This is a genomic window from Mesorhizobium sp. M0496, assembly GCF_040321205.1.
GTDB lineage: Bacteria > Pseudomonadota > Alphaproteobacteria > Rhizobiales > Rhizobiaceae > Mesorhizobium.
In genome coordinates this window covers 60973-83198 of the sequence record NZ_JAMYRC010000004.1, presented here as the reverse complement: position 1 = coordinate 83198, position 22226 = coordinate 60973, and the positions used below count along the sequence as shown (strand labels likewise).

The following is a 22226-nucleotide window of genomic DNA, read 5'->3' as shown; positions in this document are numbered from 1 at the left end:
GAAAGCAAGGTGACGCCCATGGGCGCTGATGCCAAGACTGCCATGAAAGTCGATATGACCGAGGCCGCTGCCAAGCGGATCGCCAAGATTGTCTCGGGCGAGGCCGGCAAGACGGCGCTGCGCGTTTCGGTCGAAGGCGGCGGTTGCTCGGGCTTTTCCTACAAGTTCGACCTGGTCGAAGGTGCGAATGACGATGACGTCGCCATCGAAAAGGACGGCGCCACGGTGCTGATCGATGATCTGTCGCTGGTCTATATGGGTGGTTCGGTGATCGATTTCGTCGACGATCTGATGGGCCAGTCGTTCCAGATCAGGAACCCCAATGCCGTCGCCTCCTGCGGCTGCGGCACGAGTTTTTCCATATAGAATGCCTGCCATCGGCGCGGTCCGTCAGATCGCGCTGGCGGCCGGCCGCGACCTCGATACGACGCTAGCCTTCTGGCGCGACGTGCTAGGTATGGCTGTCCACGCGCGCTTCGATCCGCCGGGCATTGCCTTCATCATGGCCGGTGATATCAGGTTGCTGTTCACTGACGGCATACCAGCCGGAACCGTCTATCTCGACATATCGGGCCTCGACGATTTCCACGCCTCGGCAATCGCCGCCGGCGTCCCCTTCACCGCGCCGCCGATGCTTGTCCATCGCGACACCGAGGGCCAGTTCGGTCCAGCGGGGGAAAGCGAATGGATGGCCTTCCTAAAGGACCCGGCTGGCAATACGATCGGTCTCGTCGAACGCCATCCGCCGCAAGAGCCCAACTGAACAGCATCGGGACCATCATGAAAATCGTCACCTGGAACATCAACGGCGTGCGCGCCCGCATCGGCAACCTGACCCATTGGCTGACCGAAAGCGCGCCCGATATCGCCTGCCTCCAGGAGATCAAGACGGTCGATGAGCAGTTCCCGCGCGCCGAGATCGAGGCGCTTGGCTACAACGTCGAAACCCATGGCCAGAAGGGTTTCAATGGTGTCGCCATCCTGTCGAAATTGCGCTTCGACGAGGTCATCAGAGGCCTGCCTGGCGACGATGCCGATGAACAGGCGCGTTTCATCGAAGGCGTTTTCTCGACCGACAAGGGCGCATTGCGCGTCGCCTCGCTCTATCTGCCGAACGGCAATCCGATCGATGACGAGAAGAAGTTCTCCTACAAGCTGTCCTGGATGGCACGGCTGGAGCGCTGGGCGCAGGAACGACTTGAGCTCGAAGAGGCGCTGGTGCTGGCCGGCGACTACAACGTCATTCCCGAGCCGATCGACGCGCGGTTTCCGGAGAACTGGCTGGGCGATGCGCTGTTCCAGCCGCAGACGCGGCAAGCCTTCCGCCGGCTGCTCAACCTGGGGTTCACCGAAGCGGTGCGCGCGGTCACCGACGCGCCCGACACCTATACCTTCTGGGACTATCAGGCCGGCGCCTGGCAGAAGAACAACGGCATCCGCATCGACCATCTGCTGCTGTCGCCGGAAGCCGCCAACCGGTTCTCATCCGCCTCGATCGAAAAGCATGTCCGCGCCTGGGAAAAACCCTCCGATCATGTGCCGGTGGCGATCGATCTCGCGCTGCAGCCCGCCTGAGAGAACCCTGGCCCGACGCCGGGCGCGCCTGCGCTCGACCTCATATAGCCACATTCCGGCGCATGATGGGAGACCAGCATGGCGGCTGGGGTTCCCATGACCATTCGATTTCATCTTTGTCCGATCGGCCTGGCATTTGCGGTGGCCGCTCCTGCCGCGGCACTTGCCGATCAGGAATGCCTGGCCAATGGAAAATCCTATCAGCTCGGCCAGGTCGCCTGCCTGACGGTTGCCGACCAGAGCCATCTTGCCCGTTGCGACATGGTGCTCAACAACACCTCGTGGACGAAGGTCGGGGACAGCTGCCCCGCAAACACAATGGCGCCGCACCTGCACGCCACGCCGATCTCGACGCCAGCGCCCAGTCTGGTGCCGACGGAACCGACCGAAAAGTGAGCCAATCTCCCCCCTTGTGGGGGAGATGTCCGGCAGGACAGAGGGGGGCGCCGTAGAGCGCCAGCCGCAACAGCAACCGAGCATCGAGAATGCCTCACACGCCTCTGCCTCCAAACCATCGTGCAAACGCCAGGTCGATGCGCAAGGTGATGACCGACGCCGAGTTGAAGCTCTGGAACGAGCTTCGCGCGCATAGATTGATGGGGCTTGGCTTCCGGCGGCAATTTCCGATCGCCGGCTACATTGTCGACTTTGCTTGCCCAGAAAAGAAACTGGTCGTCGAAGTTGATGGCTCCCAACATGCTGAAGGCGATGCTGTCGCGGGTGACGAAGCGAGATCGTCGCGTCTGGAGCAGGATGGCTGGACTGTCCTGCGCTTTTGGAATGACGATATCATCGGTGACATCGACAATGCCTGCCAGCATATTGTGATCGTGGCTGGTGTTGCGGGTACGTCAGAATAAGAGCAAGGCTGGCGGGACAGCGCCCCCCTCTGTCCTGCCGGACATCTCCCCCACTTGGGGGGAGATTGGCTGTCGCAACCGTTTTCGCCAATCTCCAATGTTGCGCCGGCAACTCAGCCGCCAGACTACTGGTCCGCGTTGCCGCCCTTGGTGAGGAAGTCATCGGCCAGCGAGATCGCGGTGCGGCGATCGGCTTCGCCGGCGGTGGCGAATGCCTCCTCCTGCATGCCGCGTATCCAGGGCTGGTCGGCCGGCGAAGCGCGTTCGAGCGCCGCTGTCATCATCGCCAGGCCGCGAACGATCTTGCCGCTCTGGAACAGCAGGTGGCCTAGTGTCGCCTGCGCGCCGGCATGGCCCTTCTCGGCGGCGAGCTGGAACCAGCGCCCGGCCTGCTTGACGCTGGCCTTCACGCCGCCCTCGCCTTTCAGGAACATCTGCCCCATCTCGAACTGTGCGTTCGGATTGCGGTAGTTGGCGGCGGCGCGCATGTAATATTCCTGGGCCGCCACCTCGTTCTCGGTGACCGGGCTGCCGGGAATGCCCTTGCGCAGATAGTCGCCAAGCGCCACCAGCGCATCGGAGACATAGCTTTCCTCGGGAGAGCCGGGCTCGACATCCTGGTCGACGATCTCCGAGAAGAACTTGAACGCCTCATAGTCGTCGCGCGCCACGCCATCGCCTTCGGCATACATGCGGGCGAGTTTCCAGGTGGCGCCGATCTGGCCGTTCTCGGCGGCGTATTTGTAGGCCTCGGCGGCCTGTTCCTTGTGCCCGTTCTTGTAAGCGGAGAAGCCGAACTGGAACACCGCCCACGGGCTGGACTGCGGCTTCACGCCGGTCTTGTCGTCGAACACCTTGTCGTCGAAGGCCATGGCCTGGCCCACGGCGCCAAAGGTCGCGCCAAAAGTGGCGGCCACGACCAGTGCCGAAAAGACAGACGACCTCAGCAACTCAGATGTCCGCATAGCAATGTGTTTCTTTCGCACCGCCCGGATGGGTCACCGCGCCATCGCGCGCCGGCCCAACCGTCTGTGCATATTTCCAAATCGCGCCCGACTGATAGTCGGTCGTGCGCGCCTTCCAATTCTTTGCCCTCGCCGCCAGTTCGCTATCGGACAACGCCACATCTATCGTGCCGTTCACCGCGTCGATTGAGATCAAATCGCCATCCCTGAGCAGCCCGATCGGACCGCCGACGGCTGCCTCGGGCCCGACATGGCCGATGCAGAAACCGCGCGTCGCGCCCGAGAAGCGCCCGTCGGTGATCAGCGCCACCTTGCCGCCCATGCCCTGGCCGTAGAGCGCTGCCGTCGTCGACAGCATCTCGCGCATGCCGGGGCCGCCGCGCGGCCCTTCGTAACGAATGACGAGAACCTCGCCTTCCCTGTAGTTGCGATGCGTCACCGCCTCGAAACATCCCTCTTCCGAATCGAAGCAGCGCGCCGGACCGGAGAACTTCAGCTCCGTCATGCCCGCGACCTTCACAATCGCGCCTTCGGGGGCAAGGTTTCCCTTCAAGCCCACGACACCGCCGGTTTGGGTAATGGGTCTGTTGGCCGGGCGGACCACATCCTGATGCTCATTCCAGGCAACGTGCTGCATGTTTTCGGCCAAAGTGCGGCCAGTCACGGTCATGCAGTCGCCATGCAGATAGCCATGGTCGAGCAGCGTCTTCATCAACAGCGGAATGCCGCCGGCCTCGAACATGTCCTTGGCGACATATTTGCCGCCCGGCTTGAGATCGGCGATGTAAGGCGTCTTCTCGAAAATCTTCGCCACGTCGAACAGGTCGAATTTGATGCCGGCCTCGTGCGCGATCGCCGGCAGATGCAATGCTGCGTTGGTCGAGCCGCCGGTTGCCGACACCACGGTCGCCGCATTCTCCAGCGCCTTCAGCGTGACGATGTCGCGCGGCCGAATATTTTTCGCGATCAGCTCCATGATCTTTTCGCCCGAGGCGAAATTGAAACGGTCGCGCATCTCGTAAGGCGCCGGCGCGCCGCAGGAGTAGGGCAGCGCCAGGCCGATCGCCTCGGCGACGGTGGCCATGGTGTTGGCGGTGAACTGGGCGCCGCAGGAGCCGGCCGACGGACAGGCGGCCTGCTCGATTTCAAGCAGTTCGGCATCATCGATCGTGCCGACCGAGTGTTGGCCGACGGCCTCGAACACATCCTGCACGGTGATCTGGCGGCCGCGATAGCTGCCGGGCAGGATCGAACCGCCATAGATGAAGATCGACGGCACGTTGAGGCGCACCATGGCCATCATCATGCCGGGCAGCGACTTGTCGCAACCGGCCAGCCCGACCAACGCATCGTAGCAATGGCCGCGCATGGTGAGCTCGACCGAATCGGCGATGACCTCGCGCGACACCAGCGACGATTTCATCCCCTGGTGGCCCATGGCTATGCCGTCGGTGACGGTGATGGTGCAGAATTCGCGCGGCGTGCCGCTAGCGGCCGCGACGCCCTTCTTGACCACCTGCGCCTGGCGCATCAGCGAAATGTTGCAGGGCGCCGCCTCGTTCCAGCAGGACGCGACGCCGACCAGCGGCTGCGCGATCTCGGCCGCCGACAAGCCCATCGCATAGAGATAGGAACGGTGCGGCGCACGCGCCGGACCGACGGTCACATAGCGGCTGGGGAGCTTGGCCTTGGAAATGACTTTGGCGTCCATACTCTTCCTTGCCCCACATCTTCCCTGCAAAGGGGGTGGTGCGGCCTGCCCCATCGCCGAGCCTTCTGGCGCGTATCCCGAGACAAGATCGAGGTGCGCCGGGTTTATGGCGGGAAATGGGCAAATCCCCCGGCCTGACTTCCAGCGCAGGGGTTGTTCAGAAAGTGTTGCCAAAACGTCACAATCGCATGAGGCGGAACTGGTGCGGCTAATATGCAACGCAGCTAAGCCGCTGCAGCCGCGAGTCCGCTCCTTCCGAGCCGGTAACAATAAAAAGGCCGGGCAATGCCCGGCCTTTTTATTCGTCTTTACAGAGGTTTAGAACTTGATCTTGAGACCGCCTGAAATCGCAGTGACCAGATCGTTGCCGAAGTCATAGCTGACTTCCTCGCCGGCCACGTAGCCATTGTCACCAGCCACCGTCCCTGAGTGGCCACTGGTCAGCACGCCGATCGCACCGGCCAGACGAACCTCGATGTTTGGCTTGGGCGTGTAGGCGACGCCGCCTCCCAGTGTCCAGGTATCAGTCTGCGAACCGTAGCCATGCGACGTGCCGCGATCCCAGGAAAGCTGGCCGGCCGCACTCCACTGGTCGTTGAACTTGTGGCCGAGGCCGCCGGTGACGGTCCAGCCGTCACGGTACATCAGGTCCAGTGAGGTGATCTGGCCTGAATGCAGGACATCACCCGTAACGCATGCCGCGGCAGGAGTACCTACGACGCAAATCGGAACACTCTGCAGCAGGCTCCAGTTGACCCACTTCAGCGAACCGAAGGCGAGCCAGTCCGGCGCAATACCTGACTGCAACTTCAATTCTACCGTGTCCGGCATGTACTCCGTCGCACCATAGATCGGCAGCACGACAAGGCCAACACGCGTCAAGTCCAGTGTGCCCGAGATGTTGTCGAGCTTGACCCGCGAATTGTAGACGAGGCTCGCGCGCAGCGCGATCTCTGGGATTTCATAGGCGAGGCCGGCGCGCCAGCCCCAGCCGGTGCCCTTGAGATCGACACGGCCGGTGCCCTGGAAGCCCGGCACCAACGGCGACACCAGGTCTTGCTTGAAGCCATAGACTTCCTGGTAGTAGACGCCACCGATGAAGCGAACCTGGCCTTTGCCGGCATCCATCTTGTAGGAGCAGGTCGTGGCGTAGTTGTTGCTCTTGATGTCGGTTTCCATGTTGGACTCGGCACCGGCCCACAAACCCGGATTTGTATGCGCCCCCCACGGCTGGGAATAGTCGAACATACAGTCGACGCCTTTGACGAGCTCGGCCTTGACGCCGATACGCGGCACCCAGTAGCTCTCGCTGTCGTTCGCCGTGCTGCCGAGGAATGTCACATTGCCGTCGCTCGGATCGGTGTCCACCGCATTCTTGAGTTTGCGTTGCGGCATCACGTAGGTCGCTTCGGCTTCCGTAGCGAACGGAGCCGGATCGAACAAAAGATCGATGTCGTAGCCGCCGCGCTCGATGCCGCCGGCATGCGCCGAACTCATCGCCGTTCCGATCAAAGCAAGCGAAAAGCACCCTGCCCCCAGCAGCGTTTTCAGTCGCAGAATAGTCATGAATGTCCTCCCCGAATTCGAGTGTATCGAGCTAGAACCAATTCAGGTTAACGGTGCAACAACGAATTCAAGGGCGTACATGTACATATTCGCCAGGCGCACTTTCGACAAAATGCAACCGGACGCAGCAGAGCCGAAAAACGGCCCATCCGGGGGTATCGTCCCCAAAAAAACGAGAAAAAACGCCCAAAAAGGCTCAAGAACAGTGCTTTTTGGGGAGCAAAGGCCCCATTGTTACATTATGGCAACAATGGGGCAAAAACTTCCGTTTACGTCAACATTAACGCTACGGAATGTCGACTTTCGGGGTAAAAACGGTCCCATTTTAGAGCGTTCTAAAGTCTCGCGAATCTACCCTCAACCGGCGTCGCGAACCCTGGTCAACGCGACCGAAAGCTTCTCCTGCGCGTCACGGTATTCGGCGAGCTTTTCACGCTCGGCTTCGACGATCTCGGCCGGCGCGCTGGCGACGAATCTTTCGTTCGACAGCTTCTTGTGCAGGCGCGCGATTTCCTCCGTCACCTTGGCCAGTTCCTTCTGCAGCCGTGCAGCCTCGGCGGCGAGATCGATCAGGCTGCCGAGCGGCAGGCAGATCGTCGCCTCGTTGAGCACGATCTGCGCCGAACCCTTTGGAGCGACATCGGCCAGCGAGATGTCGCCGACCCGCGCCAGCCGCTTGATCGCCGAGTCCTCACGAACAAGCCGTTCACGAGTCACACCGTTGGCGCCGACCACCACCAGCGGTGCAATGGCTGCCGGCGGCACGTTCATCTCCGAGCGCACGGAACGGATGCCCGAGACGAGGTCGACCAGCCAGTTGATGTCGGCGGCGGCATCCGCGTCTTCGAAATCCGGCGATGGCCATGCGGCATGGCACAGCAGCGAGGCCCGTTCCTTGCCTTCGCCAGCGGTCTGCGCCCACAGCTCCTCCGTCATGAACGGCATCATCGGGTGCAGCAGCTTGTAGATTTCATCCAGCACGAAGGCGACGCAGGCGCGGCTTTCGGTCTTGGCCGCCTCGTCGGCGCCCATGAACACCGGCTTCAGCAGTTCCAGGTACCAGTCGCAGAACAGGTTCCAGACGAAGCGGTAGGCAGCCCCCGCAGCTTCGTTGAAGCGGTATGAGGTGATGCCGTCGGTGATCTCTCGCGCGGCACGCGTCAATTCGGTGAGGATCCAGCGATTGACCGCCAGCTTGGCGTCGTTCAGCCAGAAATCGTCGTTGCGCGCGACCTCGTTCATCTCGGCAAAACGCGTCGCGTTCCACAGCTTGGTGCCGAAATTGCGATAGCCGGCTATGCGCGCCGGGTCGAGCTTCACGTCGCGGCCTTGCGCCGCCATAACCGTCAGGGTGAAGCGCAGCGCATCGGCGCCGTATTCGTCGATGAGGTCGAGCGGGTCGATGACGTTGCCTTTCGACTTCGACATCTTCTGCCCGTTCTTGTCGCGCACCAGCGCATGGACATAGACGGTGTGGAACGGCTCCTCGTCCATGAAGTGCAGGCCCATCATCATCATGCGGGCGACCCAGAAGAAGATGATGTCGAAGCCGGTCACCAGCACGTCGGTCTGGTAGTAGGTCTTCAACTCGGGCGTCTCATCCGGCCAGCCGAGCGTCGAGAACGGCCATAGCGCCGATGAGAACCATGTATCGAGCACATCCTCATCGCGGGTCAGGATCTCGCCCGGCTGGAAATTCTCGAGCTTGTCCTCGACCCAGGCCTTCCACGGCCCTTCCAGCGCCAGATAATATTCGATCGCCGCGCTCAGCGCCTCTTCCTCGGTCTTCTCGACGAAGACGCGCCCGTCCGGCCCGTACCAGGCTGGGATCTGGTGACCCCACCAGAGCTGGCGCGAGATGCACCAGGGCTGGATGTTCTCCATCCAGTCGAAATAGGTCTTTTCCCAGTTCTTCGGCACGAAGTTGGTGCGGCCCTCACGCACCGATGCGATCGCCGGTTTGGCCAGTTGCGCCGCGTTGGCATACCACTGCTCGGTCAGGAACGGCTCGATCGGCACGCCGCCGCGATCGCCATGCGGCACGGCGTGGCGATGCGGCTCGACCTTTTCGAGGAAGCCGCCTTCTTCCATCAGCTCGACAATCTTCTTGCGCGCGACGAAGCGGTCGAGGCCGTTGAGTTCATCCCAGACCGCCTGGCGCTCCGGCGTCACCTCAAGACCGGCAAGAAAATCCTCATTATCCCTAAGACTTACCGCCGCTGCCGTGGTCAGGATATTGATCGCCGGCAGCTTGTGGCGCTTGCCGACTTCGAAGTCGTTGAAGTCGTGCGCCGGTGTGATCTTGACCGCGCCGGAGCCCTTCTCAGGGTCGGAATAATCATCCGCCACCACGGGAATCTTGCGGCCGACGATCGGCAGAACGATGTTCTTGCCGATCAGATGCCGGAAACGCTCGTCGTCGGGATGCACGGCAACGGCCGTGTCGCCCAGCATCGTCTCGGGGCGCGTCGTCGCCACGGTGATGAAGGTTTTCGGATTCTCCGGGTCGAAGACCTGGCCCTCGATGGGATAGCGGAAGTGCCAGAGATTGCCGTTGACCTCCTGTTGCTCGACCTCGAGATCGGAGATCGCGGTGAGCAGCTTGGGATCCCAGTTCACAAGGCGCTTGTCCTTGTAGATCAGCCCTTCCTTGTAGAGCGTGACGAACACTTCGAGGACGGCCTTGGACAGGCCTTCGTCCATGGTGAAGCGTTCGCGTGACCAGTCGGCAGAGGCACCGAGCCGCTTCAGCTGGTTGAAGATCGCGCCACCGGATTCGGCCTTCCACTCCCACACTTTCTCGATGAACTGTTCGCGGGTCAGGTCGCGGCGGTGGATCTGCTTTTCCATAAGCTGGCGCTCGACCACCATCTGCGTGGCGATGCCGGCATGGTCCATGCCCGGCTGCCACAAGACGTTCTTGCCGCGCATGCGCTCGAAGCGTACCAAAATGTCTTGCAGCGTGTTGTTTAGCGCGTGCCCCATATGCAGCGAACCGGTGACGTTCGGCGGCGGGATGACGATGGTGAAGGCTTCCGCCCCCTCCTCGGCCCCGGCACCGGCGCGAAACGCGTCGGCCTCTTCCCAGATTTTGGCGATCTTCGGCTCGACGGTTTTGGCGTCGTAGGTCTTTTCAAGCATGGGAAAATGGTCCGCGCTGTCGGGAGTTTTGCTGGTCCGGTGTAAATCGGAAGGTTTTGGCCAAGTCAACCGCAAGGGCTGTCTCTGACCCTCGACGTCAAATAGGCGTGGCCTTGTTCATTTCAACGGAAGGCCGTGCCCGCACTCGTCGCAAAACTTTGCCCGCGGCGTCCGATACGGCTTTCCACATGCCGGGCAGTCGGGGCCGTAGTTGGAGCGGCGAACGTAGAAGATGTCGCCACGGTCAATAATCGTCAGCGTTTCCGGCGGAAGCCTGTCTGCTTCGCGACCGGCGCGAGTTGACCTCACAAAAAGAAACGGCGCCACGAAGGCGCCGGTTCTTTTGGTAACCCGGTATGGAGAATTATTACGCGCCGCGCGCCACGCGCTCGATCTCCTCGCGCACCAGCCTTTCGACCAGTGTCGGCAGATTGTTGTCGAGCCAATCCTGCAGCATCGGGCGCAGCATCTCTTCGGCCATCTCGTCGAATGTCTTCTTGCCGCGGCTGGCGAACGCATCGGAAAGCTCGCCAAAGGCGGCGGCAACCTGCCGGCCGGTGTGCTCGGAAACGATGGCCGGACGCGGCGCATCACTGGCCGCGGCTGGCCGCACCACGTCTGGACGAGGCGGCTCAGAGGCTTTCGCGCTCGCTTCGTCCCTTGAGTTGTCCACTGGCGGCTGGGCAACCGGCTTGCGTGCCTCGGCCCTGTCCGACACCATTTTGGCCTGCTCACCAACCGCGGCGATCTCACGCCGCCAATCGGCAACGGGGGCGTCGGGGGCAGTGACGGGACGCGGTGCCGGCGCGTTGGCCGGCTCGGCGCCAACCCGGGCGCTGACCTCGGCAAGTGTCATAGATGGCTTTGCCGGGGCTGGATCGGGGCGCACCGGCGTTTCCGTACGCGCGATCACCGGCTCGGCCGCCGGCAGCTGCGCCTGGACTTCCGCCAGCGTGACCGGCTTCCTGACCTCGGAAGCGGCATGCAGGTCGGCACGGAATGCGTCAACGTCGGGGGCAGCATCGGCGTTCGGCGCCGGCTCCAGATCCTGGCGCAACTCATCAGCGTCGCCCGGCTGCTTGCGACCGCCGTCGCTGTCCTCAATGATCCGCCTGATGGAAGCCAGTATCTCTTCCATGGAAGGTTCGCGCTGTACACTGCTTGCCGTCGCCATCGTCACATCCGCCGCCTTTGTGACCCCTGTGGGATTTCCGCTCCGGCAAAGCCGGATCGAATCATGGCGACAGCGTAACCGACGGATCGCCGCACGAGAATCCCCAATCTGGGGACTTGTGGGATTTCAACAGATTAGCGCGATCTTGAAAGCCAAGAGCAGCGGAGCAAAAAATCCTGCTCAAACGGCGAGACGGCTAACCGAACGCCCTCAGCGGCCGTCCGGCGTGCGCAGGCCGTACCACTTGTCCTTGACAGCGTTGTAATGCTCTTCAGGCTTGTATTTCGCCACCTGCAGGCCAAGGCGGTCGACGGACAGGCGGCCGGTCGCCTGCAGGATGGCGTAGCTCGCCACCACCACATCATGCTCATAACCGGCCTGGTTGATCTGGGCGGTGATGACCGTAGCCTGTGCATTGAGGACGTCGAGCGTGGTGCGCTGGCCGACATTGCGTTCTTCGATGACGCCGTTCAACGCAAGCTTCGCGGCCTCGATGACTTGCCTGTTGGCCGTCAGCTGCTGCTGGGCTGCGGTGTACTCGGTCCAGGCGGCGGTGACGGCCTGGCGCACCTGGTCGCGGCTGACATCGACCTCGATGCGGGCCTGGCTGAGCGATTCCTTGTCCTGACGCACGATCGCCGAGGTGCGGCCGCCTGAATAGATCGGGATGGTCAGCGTTGCCCCGACACTGGCCGAGTTGGTGGTGCCGTCCTGCGTCGAGAAGGCACCCGGCACAGTGTTGCGATAGGCGCTCGAGACGCCGGCGGAAGCCGACAGCTGCGGCAGCAGCGCGCCTTCGGCCGATTTCACCGAAAACGCGGCGGCGTCGACCAGGTGCTGGGTGGCAAGGATGGCCGGGTGCTCGTTCGAGGCCACCCCGATGGCGGCGGCGAGGCTCGACGGCAACAGCTTTGCCAGCGGCGAAGGGCCTTTGAGCTTGCCTGGTTCGTCGCCGACGATCTGGCGATAGCTCGCCGCACTTGCCAACGCCTGCGCCCGGGCGGCACTCAGCGATGCCACCGCGGCGGCCCGCGAAGCGTCGGCCTGCGCGACGTCGGTGCGCGTGCCTTCGCCAACTTCGAAGCGCGAACGCGCAGCGCGCGCCGTTTCGGTCAGGAATTGCAGATTCTGCTCGGTCAGCACTGCGACCTGCCGGTCGCGAATCACGTTCATATACGCCTGCGCCGCGCTGAACAGGGTATTCTCTTCGGTGTTGCGCAGGCTTTCGACCGAAGCGCGAACCTGTGATTCGGCGGCAGCGACATTGTTCCGGGTCTGAAAGCCGTCGAACAGCGTCTGATTGATCTGGACGCCAAAATTGCCGGTGGTCAGGCGCACGCTCCGATCCGTACCGTTGAGATGACTGCTCGAATAATCGATTTCCGCCGAGCCGGTGACGATCGGACGATAGCCCGACTTGGCGATGGCGACACTCTCATCGGTGACACGGACGCCGGCGCGGGCCGAATTCAGTGAAGAATTGTATTGATAGGCCTTTGCAAGCGCGCCGGAAATGGTTTCCGCCGAAGCGGCCAGCGGGGACAGCATGGTCGCCGAAACGAGGACGGCGGTGAAAAGTGACTTGCTTACAGACGGCACGGTTAAACCCTCATTCGTTTTCCATGGGAACTGCGCCGCACCGGCTTCTCATTCTGATCAGCCGGCGCCGCGTGTTCGATGTTCCCTGCTGCTCAAGCCCCAAAGTGCCCCCAGTTTGCGGATCAGCAACGATTGTTCAAATGCAAGCGACCATGACAAAGCCTCTGCTGCAAGGCAAAATCATTCAGAACTCGAAAGCACGAATACGTTCAAATCCCGGTAGTGGCTTAATTGCCGCATTAAACGCGCGTCTTCCGGTTACAACCCCCCCGGCTTTGAAAAAAAGTCGTGCCACTCCGGAATTGCCTTGCCCTTCGACGGCGACGAGTCGGCCGCCTTCAGCAAGCTGATCGAGCAGCGGCACTGGGACTTCCGCGACGCTGCCGCCGACGAAGATGACATCATAAGGCGCCTGGGCGGCATGCCCCTGCGGCAACGCCCCCTGGACGACGGTCACATTGCCGCAACCAAGCGATGAAAGCGTCGACCTGGCGGTTTCCGCCAGCGCAGAATCGCTTTCGAGCGCCACCACGGACCTGGCCAGCCGCGACAGGATGGCCGAAGCGTAGCCGGTGCCGCAGCCGACATCGAGCGCCGAATCGGTCGGGTTGATCTCGGCCAGCTGGATGAGCTTGGCCAGCGGCGAGGCTTCCATCAGGTAGCGCGCGCCGTCCGCGCCCGCGGCAATGCGGATGTCCTCGTCGATATAGGCAAGATCGCGCTGGGCGGCGCCGACAAAGGCTTCTCTTGGCACGACAAGCATGGCGTCGAGCAGCGGCGCGCTGGTCACATCGGTGGTGCGAACCTGGCCGTCGACCATCTTGACGCGAAGCTCGGAGAAATCAGCGCTCATGTCCCAACCAATCCGCTTGCCGCGCCAGAACCGCGGTTCATTATGTCAGGAACTTCAGGCCCCAGCGCTGTAGCGCGGGGGCCCGGGCATTGGAGGCCTCGCCCGGAATCGAACCGGGGTGCAAGGATTTGCAGTCCTCTGCGTAACCACTCCGCCACGAGGCCTCGTTGCTCCCGGCGTTCCACCCGGTTCCAATAGGTTGCGGCGAAAATGCCGTCAAGCGGCCACCGTGCATTCCGAACGGTTTCCTCTGCGCCAACCCGGGCACACCCCGCCAATCGTCAGGCCCGGGCCTGCCGCAGTGCGGAGAGCTTTTGCGCCACGCAGTCGACGGCCTGTCCATCGAAGCGCGGGCAACCTGTCGCCGCTCGACAGGGCAAGGCTTGCCTCAGCCGCGGCGATTCTCAAGCAGATCCGCGAGACACTGGAAGAGCACGCCGCCCGCTGAGGCGTGCCTGCGTCATGGCCGTCAATCCGGCCGGCGTCGCCGTTCCCACCAGACGACAAAGCGGCGCCGGTGGCGCCGCACCATGGCGAATTCATAAGAAAGCACTAGCAATCCGAGCGGAACCATCCAGAAACCGAGGATCGGCAGGAAGCCGAGGATACCGCCCATGGTCAGCAGGATACCGATGGCGATTCTGAGCCCGCGCGAGCGCGGCATTTTGAACTCGCGCCCGAAAACTGAGATTTTGCGCGCCGGCATCTGGTTGTCTTGTGCTGTCATCGTCTCGAAAGATTGACCCGTTTTGATCGTTCAGAAGCATCAGCGAACCCAGGCGCGGCCGCGCTTTCGGTTCCGTATCCCTGCCAAGACTGCTAATATGAGGACATCTCTCGACGATTGCGAGAAACGCCTGTGCGAAAAAGCCTCGGAAAAATGCGAATTGCTTCTTTGCAAAGCCGAAAAGGGCAGCTATACGCTCCCCCACTCGCATAAGAGCCTCCGTTCCCCGGTAGCTCAGTGGTAGAGCAACCGGCTGTTAACCGGTTGGTCGCTGGTTCGAATCCGGCCCGGGGAGCCAATCATTTCAAGCACTTAACCAAATTTCTTAGGTCGGCAAATTTGCCGATGTTCTGTGCTGGGCTACGTTTCGGGCTACATCTGCAAGGGGGGAGCAAATGAAAACGTCAACACTCGTGTTTTTGTCGGCAGTCGTTTGTGCTGGGATTTCGATGTGGACGGATCAGCCAATCGTGGGGTCTTCATTGTTGGACACGTCCTCTACTGGCGGACTCACATCCTAGAAGTGAAAAGCAACCATCTGCTCAATGAGCGAGGGCTTTCGTAGCGGACTACAAGCTGAATAAATAGGCCCGCCGCCTTTGCGGGCAGCGGGCCTAGTTCGGGAGGAGTGTCGGGCATCCCCTTTGCCCGCGAAACAACGGTACGCCTCACTTGGCTGGACAATAAGCTCGCGCCGGTTGAAGCTCAGCATATTCCAGCTGCGTGACTTTTCTGCCACAAGATAAAGAAAGCCCGCCACCATCGGCAGCGGGCCAATCCTGCAAGTTTGCAGGTTTGATCAGTTCGCCTTCTGGCGGATCATCTCGGAAAAAATAGGACCGGAACTCCGCGCCCAGTTCTGGCGACATGCGAAACGAGCGTCCGCCGCTGGAGTCTTCGGTCCGAAGCACAACGATCATATCGCCGTTCGCGAGATCGACCGTCGGGACGATAGCCTCGAAGCGCTCGGTTCTCTGCATGTAGACAGCGATATTTCCCTTCACAGCCGCACCAGCACGGTCTGACCAGTCAGATCATCGCGCCACATGACGTGTTCGCCGTCGTTGTCCGGCTCGGCCGTCTTCCTCGCGGTCGTCGCACTGCCCAAGGGCACCCATCACAGACCGCCAGCTCCGCCACCAGCCCAAGTGATTATCTGGGAAAGATCGGCGATGTCGCCATAGATCTTCGAACCTTTGACGAGAAAACACTTGTCCCCCAGGACTTCGGCGAGTGAGCTTGACGCGGTGCAAACCGGCAGGTTCACCTTATGGCCCTTGGCATCGGCATAGCTGATGCTGATAGCGAGGATAGCGAGTACGAGAGTCGTCTTGCTCATATTTAGCCCCCAGCAGGCCCTTGGGCGGCAAAACCGGGGTTGCCACCCTTTGCCTTGCCATTAGGTGGAGCGGGGGATTAAGTCGCGCCATCCCTCGATTGGATGACGCGGGCTCATCTATATTAGCTATCGCTTAACGAAGCCGCCTCTCGCGCCAGAAATCCCTGGAGGCTTATCGGGCTCTAAGGAGGCATCCCGAAAGTCGGCTTCCAGTCGCGGTTTCGCTCCCGCTGTTGGCCTTCCTAGTCAGGCACAACGGTGAAGAAGGCCCGGCCGGCGATCGCGGCCCGCAGCCTTGCAATCCGAGCAGCCGAAGAGCCCGACGAGATCCTGATGCATGGAACCAATCAGGCACCTACTAGCTGTCGAGACCCCAAAGTTCCGGGTTCCGTTTGAAATACTCAGTTAGCATTTCGGTGAGCACCCGCACTTTCCGCGCAGGATGCTGACCCGGCGGGCGTACGACATACGCGGCCCCCGGAGGTACCGGATAGCGTGTCATGATCGGGACCAGCGCGCCGGAGGCCACATATTCATGTGTGACGCAATCGGGGAGCCAGGCGATGCCGAGACCTGCCGCCGCCGCGGCGGCAAGCGCCGTGGCGCTGTCGGCCTTGAATTGGCCCTGCGGCTGGACCGTAACAGTCTTTCTGCCATCCAGGAACTGCCAGGCTTCTGTTCCCTGCATGAGGGCCTGATGGCTGACGAGTTCGTCCGGGGTCTCGGGTGACCCGTGCACCTCGATATAATCCGGGCTTGCGACAAGCTTTCCATGGATCGGCCCAACGCGCTTCGCGATCAAGTTGGAGTCCTGAAGGTAGGCGCCCCGGATCGCGCAATCGAAACCTTCGGCGATCAGATCGACGAAGCGATCGCTGTAGGAGGTATGGATTTGAAGCTTCGGGTGCAGGCGCGCCATTTCCGCGAGCACGGGGGCGAAGTGGGTTGGGCCGAAAGTAAGCGGCATGGCAACTCTCAGGCGGCCGCGCAGGTCGCCAGTCGGGAGGATCGTTTCCCTGGCGGTATCGATCTCTGCGCTGGCCCGGGCCGCATGGTCTCTGAACGTGATTCCCGCTTCCGTGAGCGCGGCGCCGCGGGTCGTTCGTGCAACAAGCTGGACGCCAAGTTCCGCTTCAACCCGAAAGAGCCGCCGGCTGACGATTGACTTGGAGACGCCGAGCCGGCGCGCGGCGGCCGATACGCCCCCTGCATCGGCCACTGCGACGAATGTCTGTAGATCTTCGATGTCCAATTCAGCGTTCCTCATTTCGCGACACAGCTTGCCTGATAATGGCACTACTGCATCACCAAAAGGAACGGCAAATTGCGTCCAGGCAACGTCGCCCGCTGGGCGCATGTCTCCCGTGAACCCCATTGCCGTCCATGGCGGCAGAGAAAGGAAGTCTTGATGACCCTTCGTAACGGCCTCGATTCGCTTCTTCGTCCTGAAGACTCGGTACTCGTTCTGATCGACCACCAGCCTTATCAGCTCGCAAGCCTGAACAGCCACGATCCGCACATGGTGGTCAACAACACGACCGCGCTGGCAAAGCTGGCAAAAGCCTTCGATGTTCCGACCATTCTCACCAGCGTGATCGCGGCGCGCGGTGGACTTCTCTTCAAGCAGATCACCGACGTATTTCCGGACCAGGAAGTCATCGATCGCACCTGGGTGAACACCTGGCAGGACGAGAATGTGGTGAGCGTCGTCAAGGCGACCGGCCGCAAGCAGCTGATCATCGCCGGCCTGTGGACGGAGGTCTGCGTCGCAATGCCTGTGATCCAGGCCGCCGGCGAAGGCTGGGACGTGACCGTGATCACCGACGCGTCGGGCGGGATTTCGAAGGAGTCTCACGAAGTTGCCATCCAGCGAATGATCACGGCCGGCGCGAACGTGATGACCGTGATGGCGCTCGCTGGCGAATGGCAACGCGATTGGGCGCGCACCGAGCATGTCGAGGAGCTGACCGAGATTCTTATCCAGCACTTCGGCGGCAGCGGCATCGCGTATCTTTGGGAGCAGCAGCTTCTCAACACGCCAGTAGCCGGCTGATCCCGGCCGGAATGGCGAGCGAACCAAACGGTTAGCACACGGCCCCGCGCGACAGGTCAAGCGGCCTTCGGAAGGACGGCACGATAGCGGATAGCATCGGGGGGATCCCGGTGGCCGTGAGTTCAGCTGTGCGCACCTCGTCCCGCTCTCGCGCCAGAGCGACGGCCGCTCCCTGAGCATCGGTGTCGGCCCGCCGGCGAGGCGCGGGGCTTTGGTGCGGTCCCGGTCACGTTTGCGCATTTTCGGTGAATGTGGCGCATTCTGGCGCAAGGTGATGGCGAATTCGTATTTTTCAGCTTCATCGACTCCGGGGAGCCATTTCAATCAAAACTGCGAGCGCCGCCTGCGCGCAGTTGCACTCCAGATACTCCTTCCTCCACAGCGAGCATCTCCAGAAGTTCGATTTTCGACGGCATTTTTCCCGTCAAGATAGTCGGCTCTGGAATTTCGACCGAAAAAAGAGCTATGATGATCTTGGCATTCGCCGGGACAGCTTCGCGCGCCCGAATGCCGGGAGGAACGATGCATGGCCGTAGCGCTTGTACTCGTTTTGGTCGTCGTGGGCTCGGTGTTGTTTCACCTCCTGAGCCCATGGTGGTGGACGCCGATTGCCTCGAACTGGGACTATATCGACAACACCATCATCATCACCTTCTGGATTACCGGCGTCGTCTTCGCCGCCGTGGTTCTATTCATGGCCTATTGCGTCTTCCGCTTCCGTCATCGGGAAGGGAACCAGGCTGCCTACGAGCCGGAGAACAAGCGGCTCGAATCGTGGCTGACGATCGTCACCGCGGTCGGGGTCACGGCGTTGCTGGTTCCCGGCCTGTTCGTCTGGAGCCGATTCGTCAACGTCCCGAGCGACGCAACCGACGTCGAAGTCGTCGGCCAGCAGTGGCAGTGGAGTTTCCGTCTGCCCGGCAAGGACGGCAAGCTTGGCACATCCGACACCCGCGACGTCACCGCCGAAAATCCGTTGGGCGTGATCGCCAGCGATCCCAATGGTCAGGACGATGTCGTGGTCGAAGCGGCTGATCTGCATCTGCCGGTCGGCAAACCGGTCAAGATGCTGCTCCGCTCGATCGATGTGCTGCATGATTTCTATGTGCCGGAATTCCGCGCCAAGATGGACATGATCCCGGGCTCGGTCACCTATTTCTGGTTCACCCCGACCAAGACCGGAACCTTTCAGGTTCTGTGCGCCGAACTTTGCGGCCAAGGGCATCCTTTGATGCATGGTGTGGTCATGGTCGACACGCAGCAAGACTATGTGGCCTGGCTCGGCCAGCAGCAGACTTTCGCGCAGTTGTCGGTACCCCAGCAAACGGGCGCGGCAGACAACGCGCCGGGCAAGACGATTGCGCCGGGCAAGACGATAGCGTCAGGTTTGAAAATTGCAGCAAAGCTCGAAACGGTCGGGTCTCGCTGAAAAGGACACGGAGGTGTTCCTATGGTCGACATCACGCCTGCAGATGGCATCCCCCCAGCCGAAGTCGCGGAAATGGAACTCTACCATCCGCACAGCTGGTGGACGAAATATGTCTTCTCGCAGGACGCCAAGGTCATCGCCATCCAGTATTCGGCGACGGCAACGGGAATCGGCCTGGTCGCCCTGGTGCTATCATGGCTGATGCGGCTGCAACTCGGCTTCCCCGGCACGTTCGACTTCATCACCCCGGAAGCCTACTACCAGTTCATCACCATGCACGGCATGATCATGGTGATCTACCTGCTCACCGCCCTCTTCCTCGGCGGCTTCGGCAACTACCTGATCCCGCTGATGGTCGGCGCGCGCGACATGGTTTTCCCCTATGTCAACATGCTGAGCTACTGGATCTACCTGCTCGCCGTGCTGGTCCTGGTGTCCAGCTTCTTTGCACCGGGCGGACCGACAGGTGCGGGCTGGACGCTCTACCCGCCGCAGGCCATCATGAGCGGCACGCCGGGCGGCCAGGACTGGGGCATCATCCTGATGCTCTCCTCGCTGATCCTGTTCATCATCGGGTTCACGATGGGCGGCCTGAACTATGTGGTGACGGTGCTGCAGGGCCGCACGCGCGGCATGACGATGATGCGCCTGCCGCTGACCGTCTGGGGCATCTTCACCGCGACTGTCATGGCGCTGCTCGCCTTTCCGGCGCTGTTCGTCGCCTGCGTGATGATGCTGCTTGATCGCGCCCTCGGCACCAGCTTCTTCATGCCGGCGATCTCCGAGATGGGCGAACAACTGCAGCACAATGGCGGCAGCCCGATCCTGTTCCAGCACCTGTTCTGGTTCTTCGGCCATCCCGAGGTCTACATCGTGGCGTTGCCGGCCTTCGGCATCGTATCCGACCTGATCAGCACCCATGCACGCAAGAACATCTTCGGTTATCGGATGATGGTTTGGGCCATCGTCGGCATTGGCGCGCTGAGCTTCGTGGTCTGGGCGCACCACATGTATGTCAGCGGCATGCACCCCTATTTCGGCTTCTTCTTCGCCACCACGACGCTGATCATCGCCATTCCGACCGCCATCAAGGTCTACAATTGGGTGCTGACCTTATGGCGCGGCGACATCCATCTCACCATACCGATGCTCTTTGCCCTGGCCTTCATCGTCACCTTCGTCAACGGTGGGCTGACCGGGTTGTTTCTCGGCAATGTCGTCGTCGATGTTCCGCTGTCCGACACGATGTTCGTCGTCGCCCACTTCCACATGGTCATGGGTGTCGCCCCGATCCTCGTGGTTTTTGGCGCGATCTATCATTGGTACCCGAAGGTCACAGGCCGGATGCTCAACGAAACGCTGGGCCGGTTCCATTTCTGGGTCACCTTCCTCGGCGCTTACCTGATTTTCTTCCCCATGCACTATCTCGGCCTGATGGGCGTGCCGAGGCGCTATGCTGAACTGACCGATATGACTGTCATGACGGAGTCGGCCCACCACCTGAACTCGTTCATCAGCGTCATGGCGTTCATCGTCGGCTTTGCCCAGATGGTGTTCCTGTTCAATCTGATCTGGAGCATCCGCCATGGCCGCGAGGCCGGCGGCAACCCGTGGCGAGCCACGACCCTCGAATGGCAGACGCCGCAAACACCGCCGGCCCACGGCAATTTCGGCAAGGACCTGCCGATCGTCTATCGCTGGGCTTATGATTACAGCGTTCCAGGTGCCAAGGAGGACTTCATCCCGCAGAACATGCCTGGCTCCTTCGGCCCCTCGAGGGAGCCGGCATGAGCGTCATCATAGTCTTCCTGCTCGTCATCGTCGGCTTTGCCGGATGGTGGCTTTCCCACCAGGGGCTGATGTCGAAGCCATGGCTCGAGCAAGGTCTGGCCGGGGATTTTGTCGCCCTCGACCGGTCGGCGCTACCCACCGCCAAAATCGGCCTAGGTGTCTTCCTCGCCGTCGTCGGCTGCCTGTTCGCGCTCTTCACCAGCGCGTATTTCATGCGGATGGCGGTGTCGGACTGGCAGCCGCTGCCGCTGCCGCGGCTGCTCTGGCTCAACACCGGCGTGCTGGTCTTGAGCAGCGTCGCGCTGCAATGCGCCGTCGTCGCCGCGCGCAAGCGGCAGATCGACATGGTCAGGCTCGGCCTCGCCACGGCCGGGCTCACGGCGCTCGCCTTCCTGGTCGGTCAGTTCATGGCATGGCGGCAGCTGACCGAAGATGGCTATCTGCTGAGTTCCAATCCGGCCAACAGTTTTTTCTACCTGATTACCGGCATGCATGGCCTGCACATATTGGGCGGGCTGGTGGGCCTCGGCAGAACGACCGCCGGCGCCTGGAATGGAGCGCGGCCGGAGCGGCTTCGACTCGGCATCGAACTGTGCGCCATGTATTGGCATTTCCTGCTCTTCGTGTGGCTCGCCATCTTCGCATTGCTGGCGGGTTGGGCCGCGACGTTCATCGACATTTGCCGACAGTTGCTGACCTAAGGGGATCAAGCGGATGGCAGAGACAGTCACGCATATCGGCCAGACGGAGCCACGACCCGTGGGCTGGCAAGGCATAGCCGCCGACTGGTCCTCGGATCAGCGGGCGTTCAAGAACGTGTCCTGGGGCAAGGCCATGATGTGGATCTTCCTGCTCAGCGATACCTTCATCTTCGGCTGCTTCCTGCTCTCCTACATGACCGCGCGCATTTCTACACGCGTGCCGTGGCCCAATCCGAGCGAGGTCTTTGCGCTTCGCATCGGCGGCTCGGATATCCCGCTGATCCTTATTGCCATCATGACCTTCGTGCTGATCTCAAGCAGTGGAACAATGGCCATGGCGGTCAATTTCGGCTATCGCCGCGACCGCCGCAAGACGGCAATCCTCATGCTTCTGACCGCGGCACTCGGCGCGACCTTTGTCGGCATGCAGGCCTTCGAATGGACCAAGCTGATCACCGAAGGCGTGCGGCCCTGGGGCAACCCCTGGGGCGCCGCACAATTCGGTTCGACTTTCTTCATGATCACCGGTTTCCACGGCACCCATGTGACGATCGGGGTGATCTTCCTGATCATCGTGGCGCGCAAGGTATGGCGCGGAGATTTCGACACCGGACGGCGCGGCTTCTTCACCAGCCGCACGGGGCGCTATGAGAATGTCGAGATCATGGGGCTGTACTGGCACTTCGTCGATTTGGTCTGGGTGTTCATCTTCGCATTCTTCTATCTTTGGTGAGAGGCAGAC

The 22226-nt window shown here is 61.6% G+C and carries 21 protein-coding genes and 2 tRNA genes; 11 read left to right on the top strand and 12 right to left on the bottom strand.

Going from position 1 to position 22226, the window contains the following annotated elements; all coding sequences use genetic code 11:
* The first annotated feature begins 18 nt into the window (after window positions 1-18).
* The 5 genes from erpA to NKI73_RS06395 all read left to right on the top strand — a co-directional run bounded on the left by erpA (window position 19) and on the right by NKI73_RS06395 (window position 2435).
* Window positions 19-366 carry an iron-sulfur cluster insertion protein ErpA gene (gene erpA / locus NKI73_RS06415; RefSeq protein WP_352628009.1) on the top strand — a complete coding sequence of 116 codons (348 nt, stop codon included), beginning with the start codon at window positions 19-21 and terminating at the stop codon, window positions 364-366.
* A 1-nt stretch (window position 367) separates the two neighbouring features.
* Window positions 368-763: a VOC family protein gene (locus NKI73_RS06410; protein ID WP_352628008.1), complete on the top strand. Its 396-nt coding sequence runs from the start codon at window positions 368-370 to the stop codon at window positions 761-763.
* Window positions 764-780: 17 nt separating this feature from the next.
* The gene (gene xth, locus NKI73_RS06405) at window positions 781-1575 is read left to right on the top strand and encodes an exodeoxyribonuclease III (protein WP_352628007.1); all 795 of its coding nucleotides are present in this window, start codon (window positions 781-783) and stop codon (window positions 1573-1575) included.
* Between the two features lie 78 nt (window positions 1576-1653).
* The gene (locus tag NKI73_RS06400) at window positions 1654-1971 is read left to right on the top strand and encodes a hypothetical protein (RefSeq protein ID WP_352628006.1); all 318 of its coding nucleotides are present in this window, start codon (window positions 1654-1656) and stop codon (window positions 1969-1971) included.
* An 89-nt stretch (window positions 1972-2060) separates the two neighbouring features.
* Window positions 2061-2435, top strand: a complete 375-nt coding sequence (locus NKI73_RS06395) for an endonuclease domain-containing protein (protein WP_502905616.1) — start codon at window positions 2061-2063, stop codon at window positions 2433-2435.
* 125 nt (window positions 2436-2560) lie between these two features.
* Here NKI73_RS06395 and NKI73_RS06390 read toward each other — a convergent pair whose 3' ends face one another.
* The 9 genes from NKI73_RS06390 to NKI73_RS06350 all read right to left on the bottom strand — a co-directional run bounded on the left by NKI73_RS06390 (window position 2561) and on the right by NKI73_RS06350 (window position 14171).
* Entirely contained in the window at window positions 2561-3400 is an 840-nt protein-coding gene (locus tag NKI73_RS06390; protein ID WP_352628004.1) for a tetratricopeptide repeat protein, read from the bottom strand.
* Window positions 3387-5111, bottom strand: a complete 1725-nt coding sequence (ilvD, locus tag NKI73_RS06385) for a dihydroxy-acid dehydratase (protein WP_352628003.1) — start codon at window positions 5109-5111, stop codon at window positions 3387-3389. The genes NKI73_RS06390 and ilvD overlap by 14 nt, the downstream gene beginning before the upstream one ends.
* A 318-nt stretch (window positions 5112-5429) precedes the next feature.
* The gene (locus tag NKI73_RS06380; RefSeq protein ID WP_352628002.1) at window positions 5430-6677 is read right to left on the bottom strand and encodes an outer membrane protein transport protein; all 1248 of its coding nucleotides are present in this window, start codon (window positions 6675-6677) and stop codon (window positions 5430-5432) included.
* 357 nt (window positions 6678-7034) lie between these two features.
* On the bottom strand, window positions 7035-9818 hold the full coding sequence (locus NKI73_RS06375; RefSeq protein WP_352628001.1) for a valine--tRNA ligase: 2784 nt from the start codon (window positions 9816-9818) through the stop codon (window positions 7035-7037).
* A 367-nt stretch (window positions 9819-10185) separates the two neighbouring features.
* Window positions 10186-10992 carry a PopZ family protein gene (locus tag NKI73_RS06370; protein ID WP_352628000.1) on the bottom strand — a complete coding sequence of 269 codons (807 nt, stop codon included), beginning with the start codon at window positions 10990-10992 and terminating at the stop codon, window positions 10186-10188.
* Between the two features lie 210 nt (window positions 10993-11202).
* On the bottom strand, window positions 11203-12591 hold the full coding sequence (locus NKI73_RS06365) for a TolC family outer membrane protein (RefSeq protein WP_352627999.1): 1389 nt from the start codon (window positions 12589-12591) through the stop codon (window positions 11203-11205).
* A 184-nt stretch (window positions 12592-12775) separates the two neighbouring features.
* On the bottom strand, window positions 12776-13444 hold the full coding sequence (locus NKI73_RS06360) for a protein-L-isoaspartate O-methyltransferase family protein (RefSeq protein WP_352627998.1): 669 nt from the start codon (window positions 13442-13444) through the stop codon (window positions 12776-12778).
* 90 nt (window positions 13445-13534) lie between these two features.
* Window positions 13535-13608: transfer RNA gene (locus tag NKI73_RS06355), tRNA-Cys, on the bottom strand.
* Window positions 13609-13913: 305 nt separating this feature from the next.
* The gene (locus NKI73_RS06350; protein WP_352627997.1) at window positions 13914-14171 is read right to left on the bottom strand and encodes a hypothetical protein; all 258 of its coding nucleotides are present in this window, start codon (window positions 14169-14171) and stop codon (window positions 13914-13916) included.
* Between the two features lie 223 nt (window positions 14172-14394).
* Between NKI73_RS06350 and NKI73_RS06345 the strand changes: the two genes are divergently transcribed.
* A tRNA-Asn gene (locus tag NKI73_RS06345) sits at window positions 14395-14469 on the top strand.
* A gap of 370 nt (window positions 14470-14839) precedes the next feature.
* Here the strand turns inward: NKI73_RS06345 and NKI73_RS06340 are convergent.
* The 3 genes from NKI73_RS06340 to NKI73_RS06330 form a co-directional block, all read right to left on the bottom strand.
* The gene (locus NKI73_RS06340; RefSeq protein ID WP_352627996.1) at window positions 14840-15151 is read right to left on the bottom strand and encodes a hypothetical protein; all 312 of its coding nucleotides are present in this window, start codon (window positions 15149-15151) and stop codon (window positions 14840-14842) included.
* Between the two features lie 137 nt (window positions 15152-15288).
* Complete coding sequence (locus NKI73_RS06335) at window positions 15289-15510, bottom strand: hypothetical protein (RefSeq protein ID WP_352627995.1); 222 nt, start codon at window positions 15508-15510, stop codon at window positions 15289-15291.
* Between the two features lie 358 nt (window positions 15511-15868).
* The gene (locus NKI73_RS06330) at window positions 15869-16762 is read right to left on the bottom strand and encodes a LysR family transcriptional regulator (RefSeq protein ID WP_352627994.1); all 894 of its coding nucleotides are present in this window, start codon (window positions 16760-16762) and stop codon (window positions 15869-15871) included.
* Window positions 16763-16918: 156 nt separating this feature from the next.
* Between NKI73_RS06330 and NKI73_RS06325 the strand changes: the two genes are divergently transcribed.
* The 5 genes from NKI73_RS06325 (at window position 16919) to NKI73_RS06305 (ending at window position 22217) form a co-directional block, all read left to right on the top strand.
* Window positions 16919-17563 (top strand): hydrolase, encoded by a 645-nt coding sequence (locus NKI73_RS06325; RefSeq protein ID WP_352628140.1) that lies wholly within the window; start codon window positions 16919-16921, stop codon window positions 17561-17563.
* Between the two features lie 526 nt (window positions 17564-18089).
* Window positions 18090-18992, top strand: a complete 903-nt coding sequence (locus tag NKI73_RS06320; protein WP_352627993.1) for a cytochrome c oxidase subunit II — start codon at window positions 18090-18092, stop codon at window positions 18990-18992.
* A gap of 21 nt (window positions 18993-19013) precedes the next feature.
* On the top strand, window positions 19014-20783 hold the full coding sequence (gene ctaD, locus NKI73_RS06315) for a cytochrome c oxidase subunit I (RefSeq protein ID WP_352627992.1): 1770 nt from the start codon (window positions 19014-19016) through the stop codon (window positions 20781-20783).
* A complete protein-coding gene (locus NKI73_RS06310) occupies window positions 20780-21484 on the top strand; it encodes a cytochrome c oxidase subunit 3 (RefSeq protein WP_352627991.1) in 705 nt (234 codons plus the stop codon). Before ctaD ends, NKI73_RS06310 begins: the two co-directional genes overlap by 4 nt.
* 13 nt (window positions 21485-21497) lie before the next feature.
* Window positions 21498-22217, top strand: a complete 720-nt coding sequence (locus NKI73_RS06305; RefSeq protein WP_352627990.1) for a heme-copper oxidase subunit III family protein — start codon at window positions 21498-21500, stop codon at window positions 22215-22217.
* Window positions 22218-22226 lie beyond the last annotated feature (9 nt).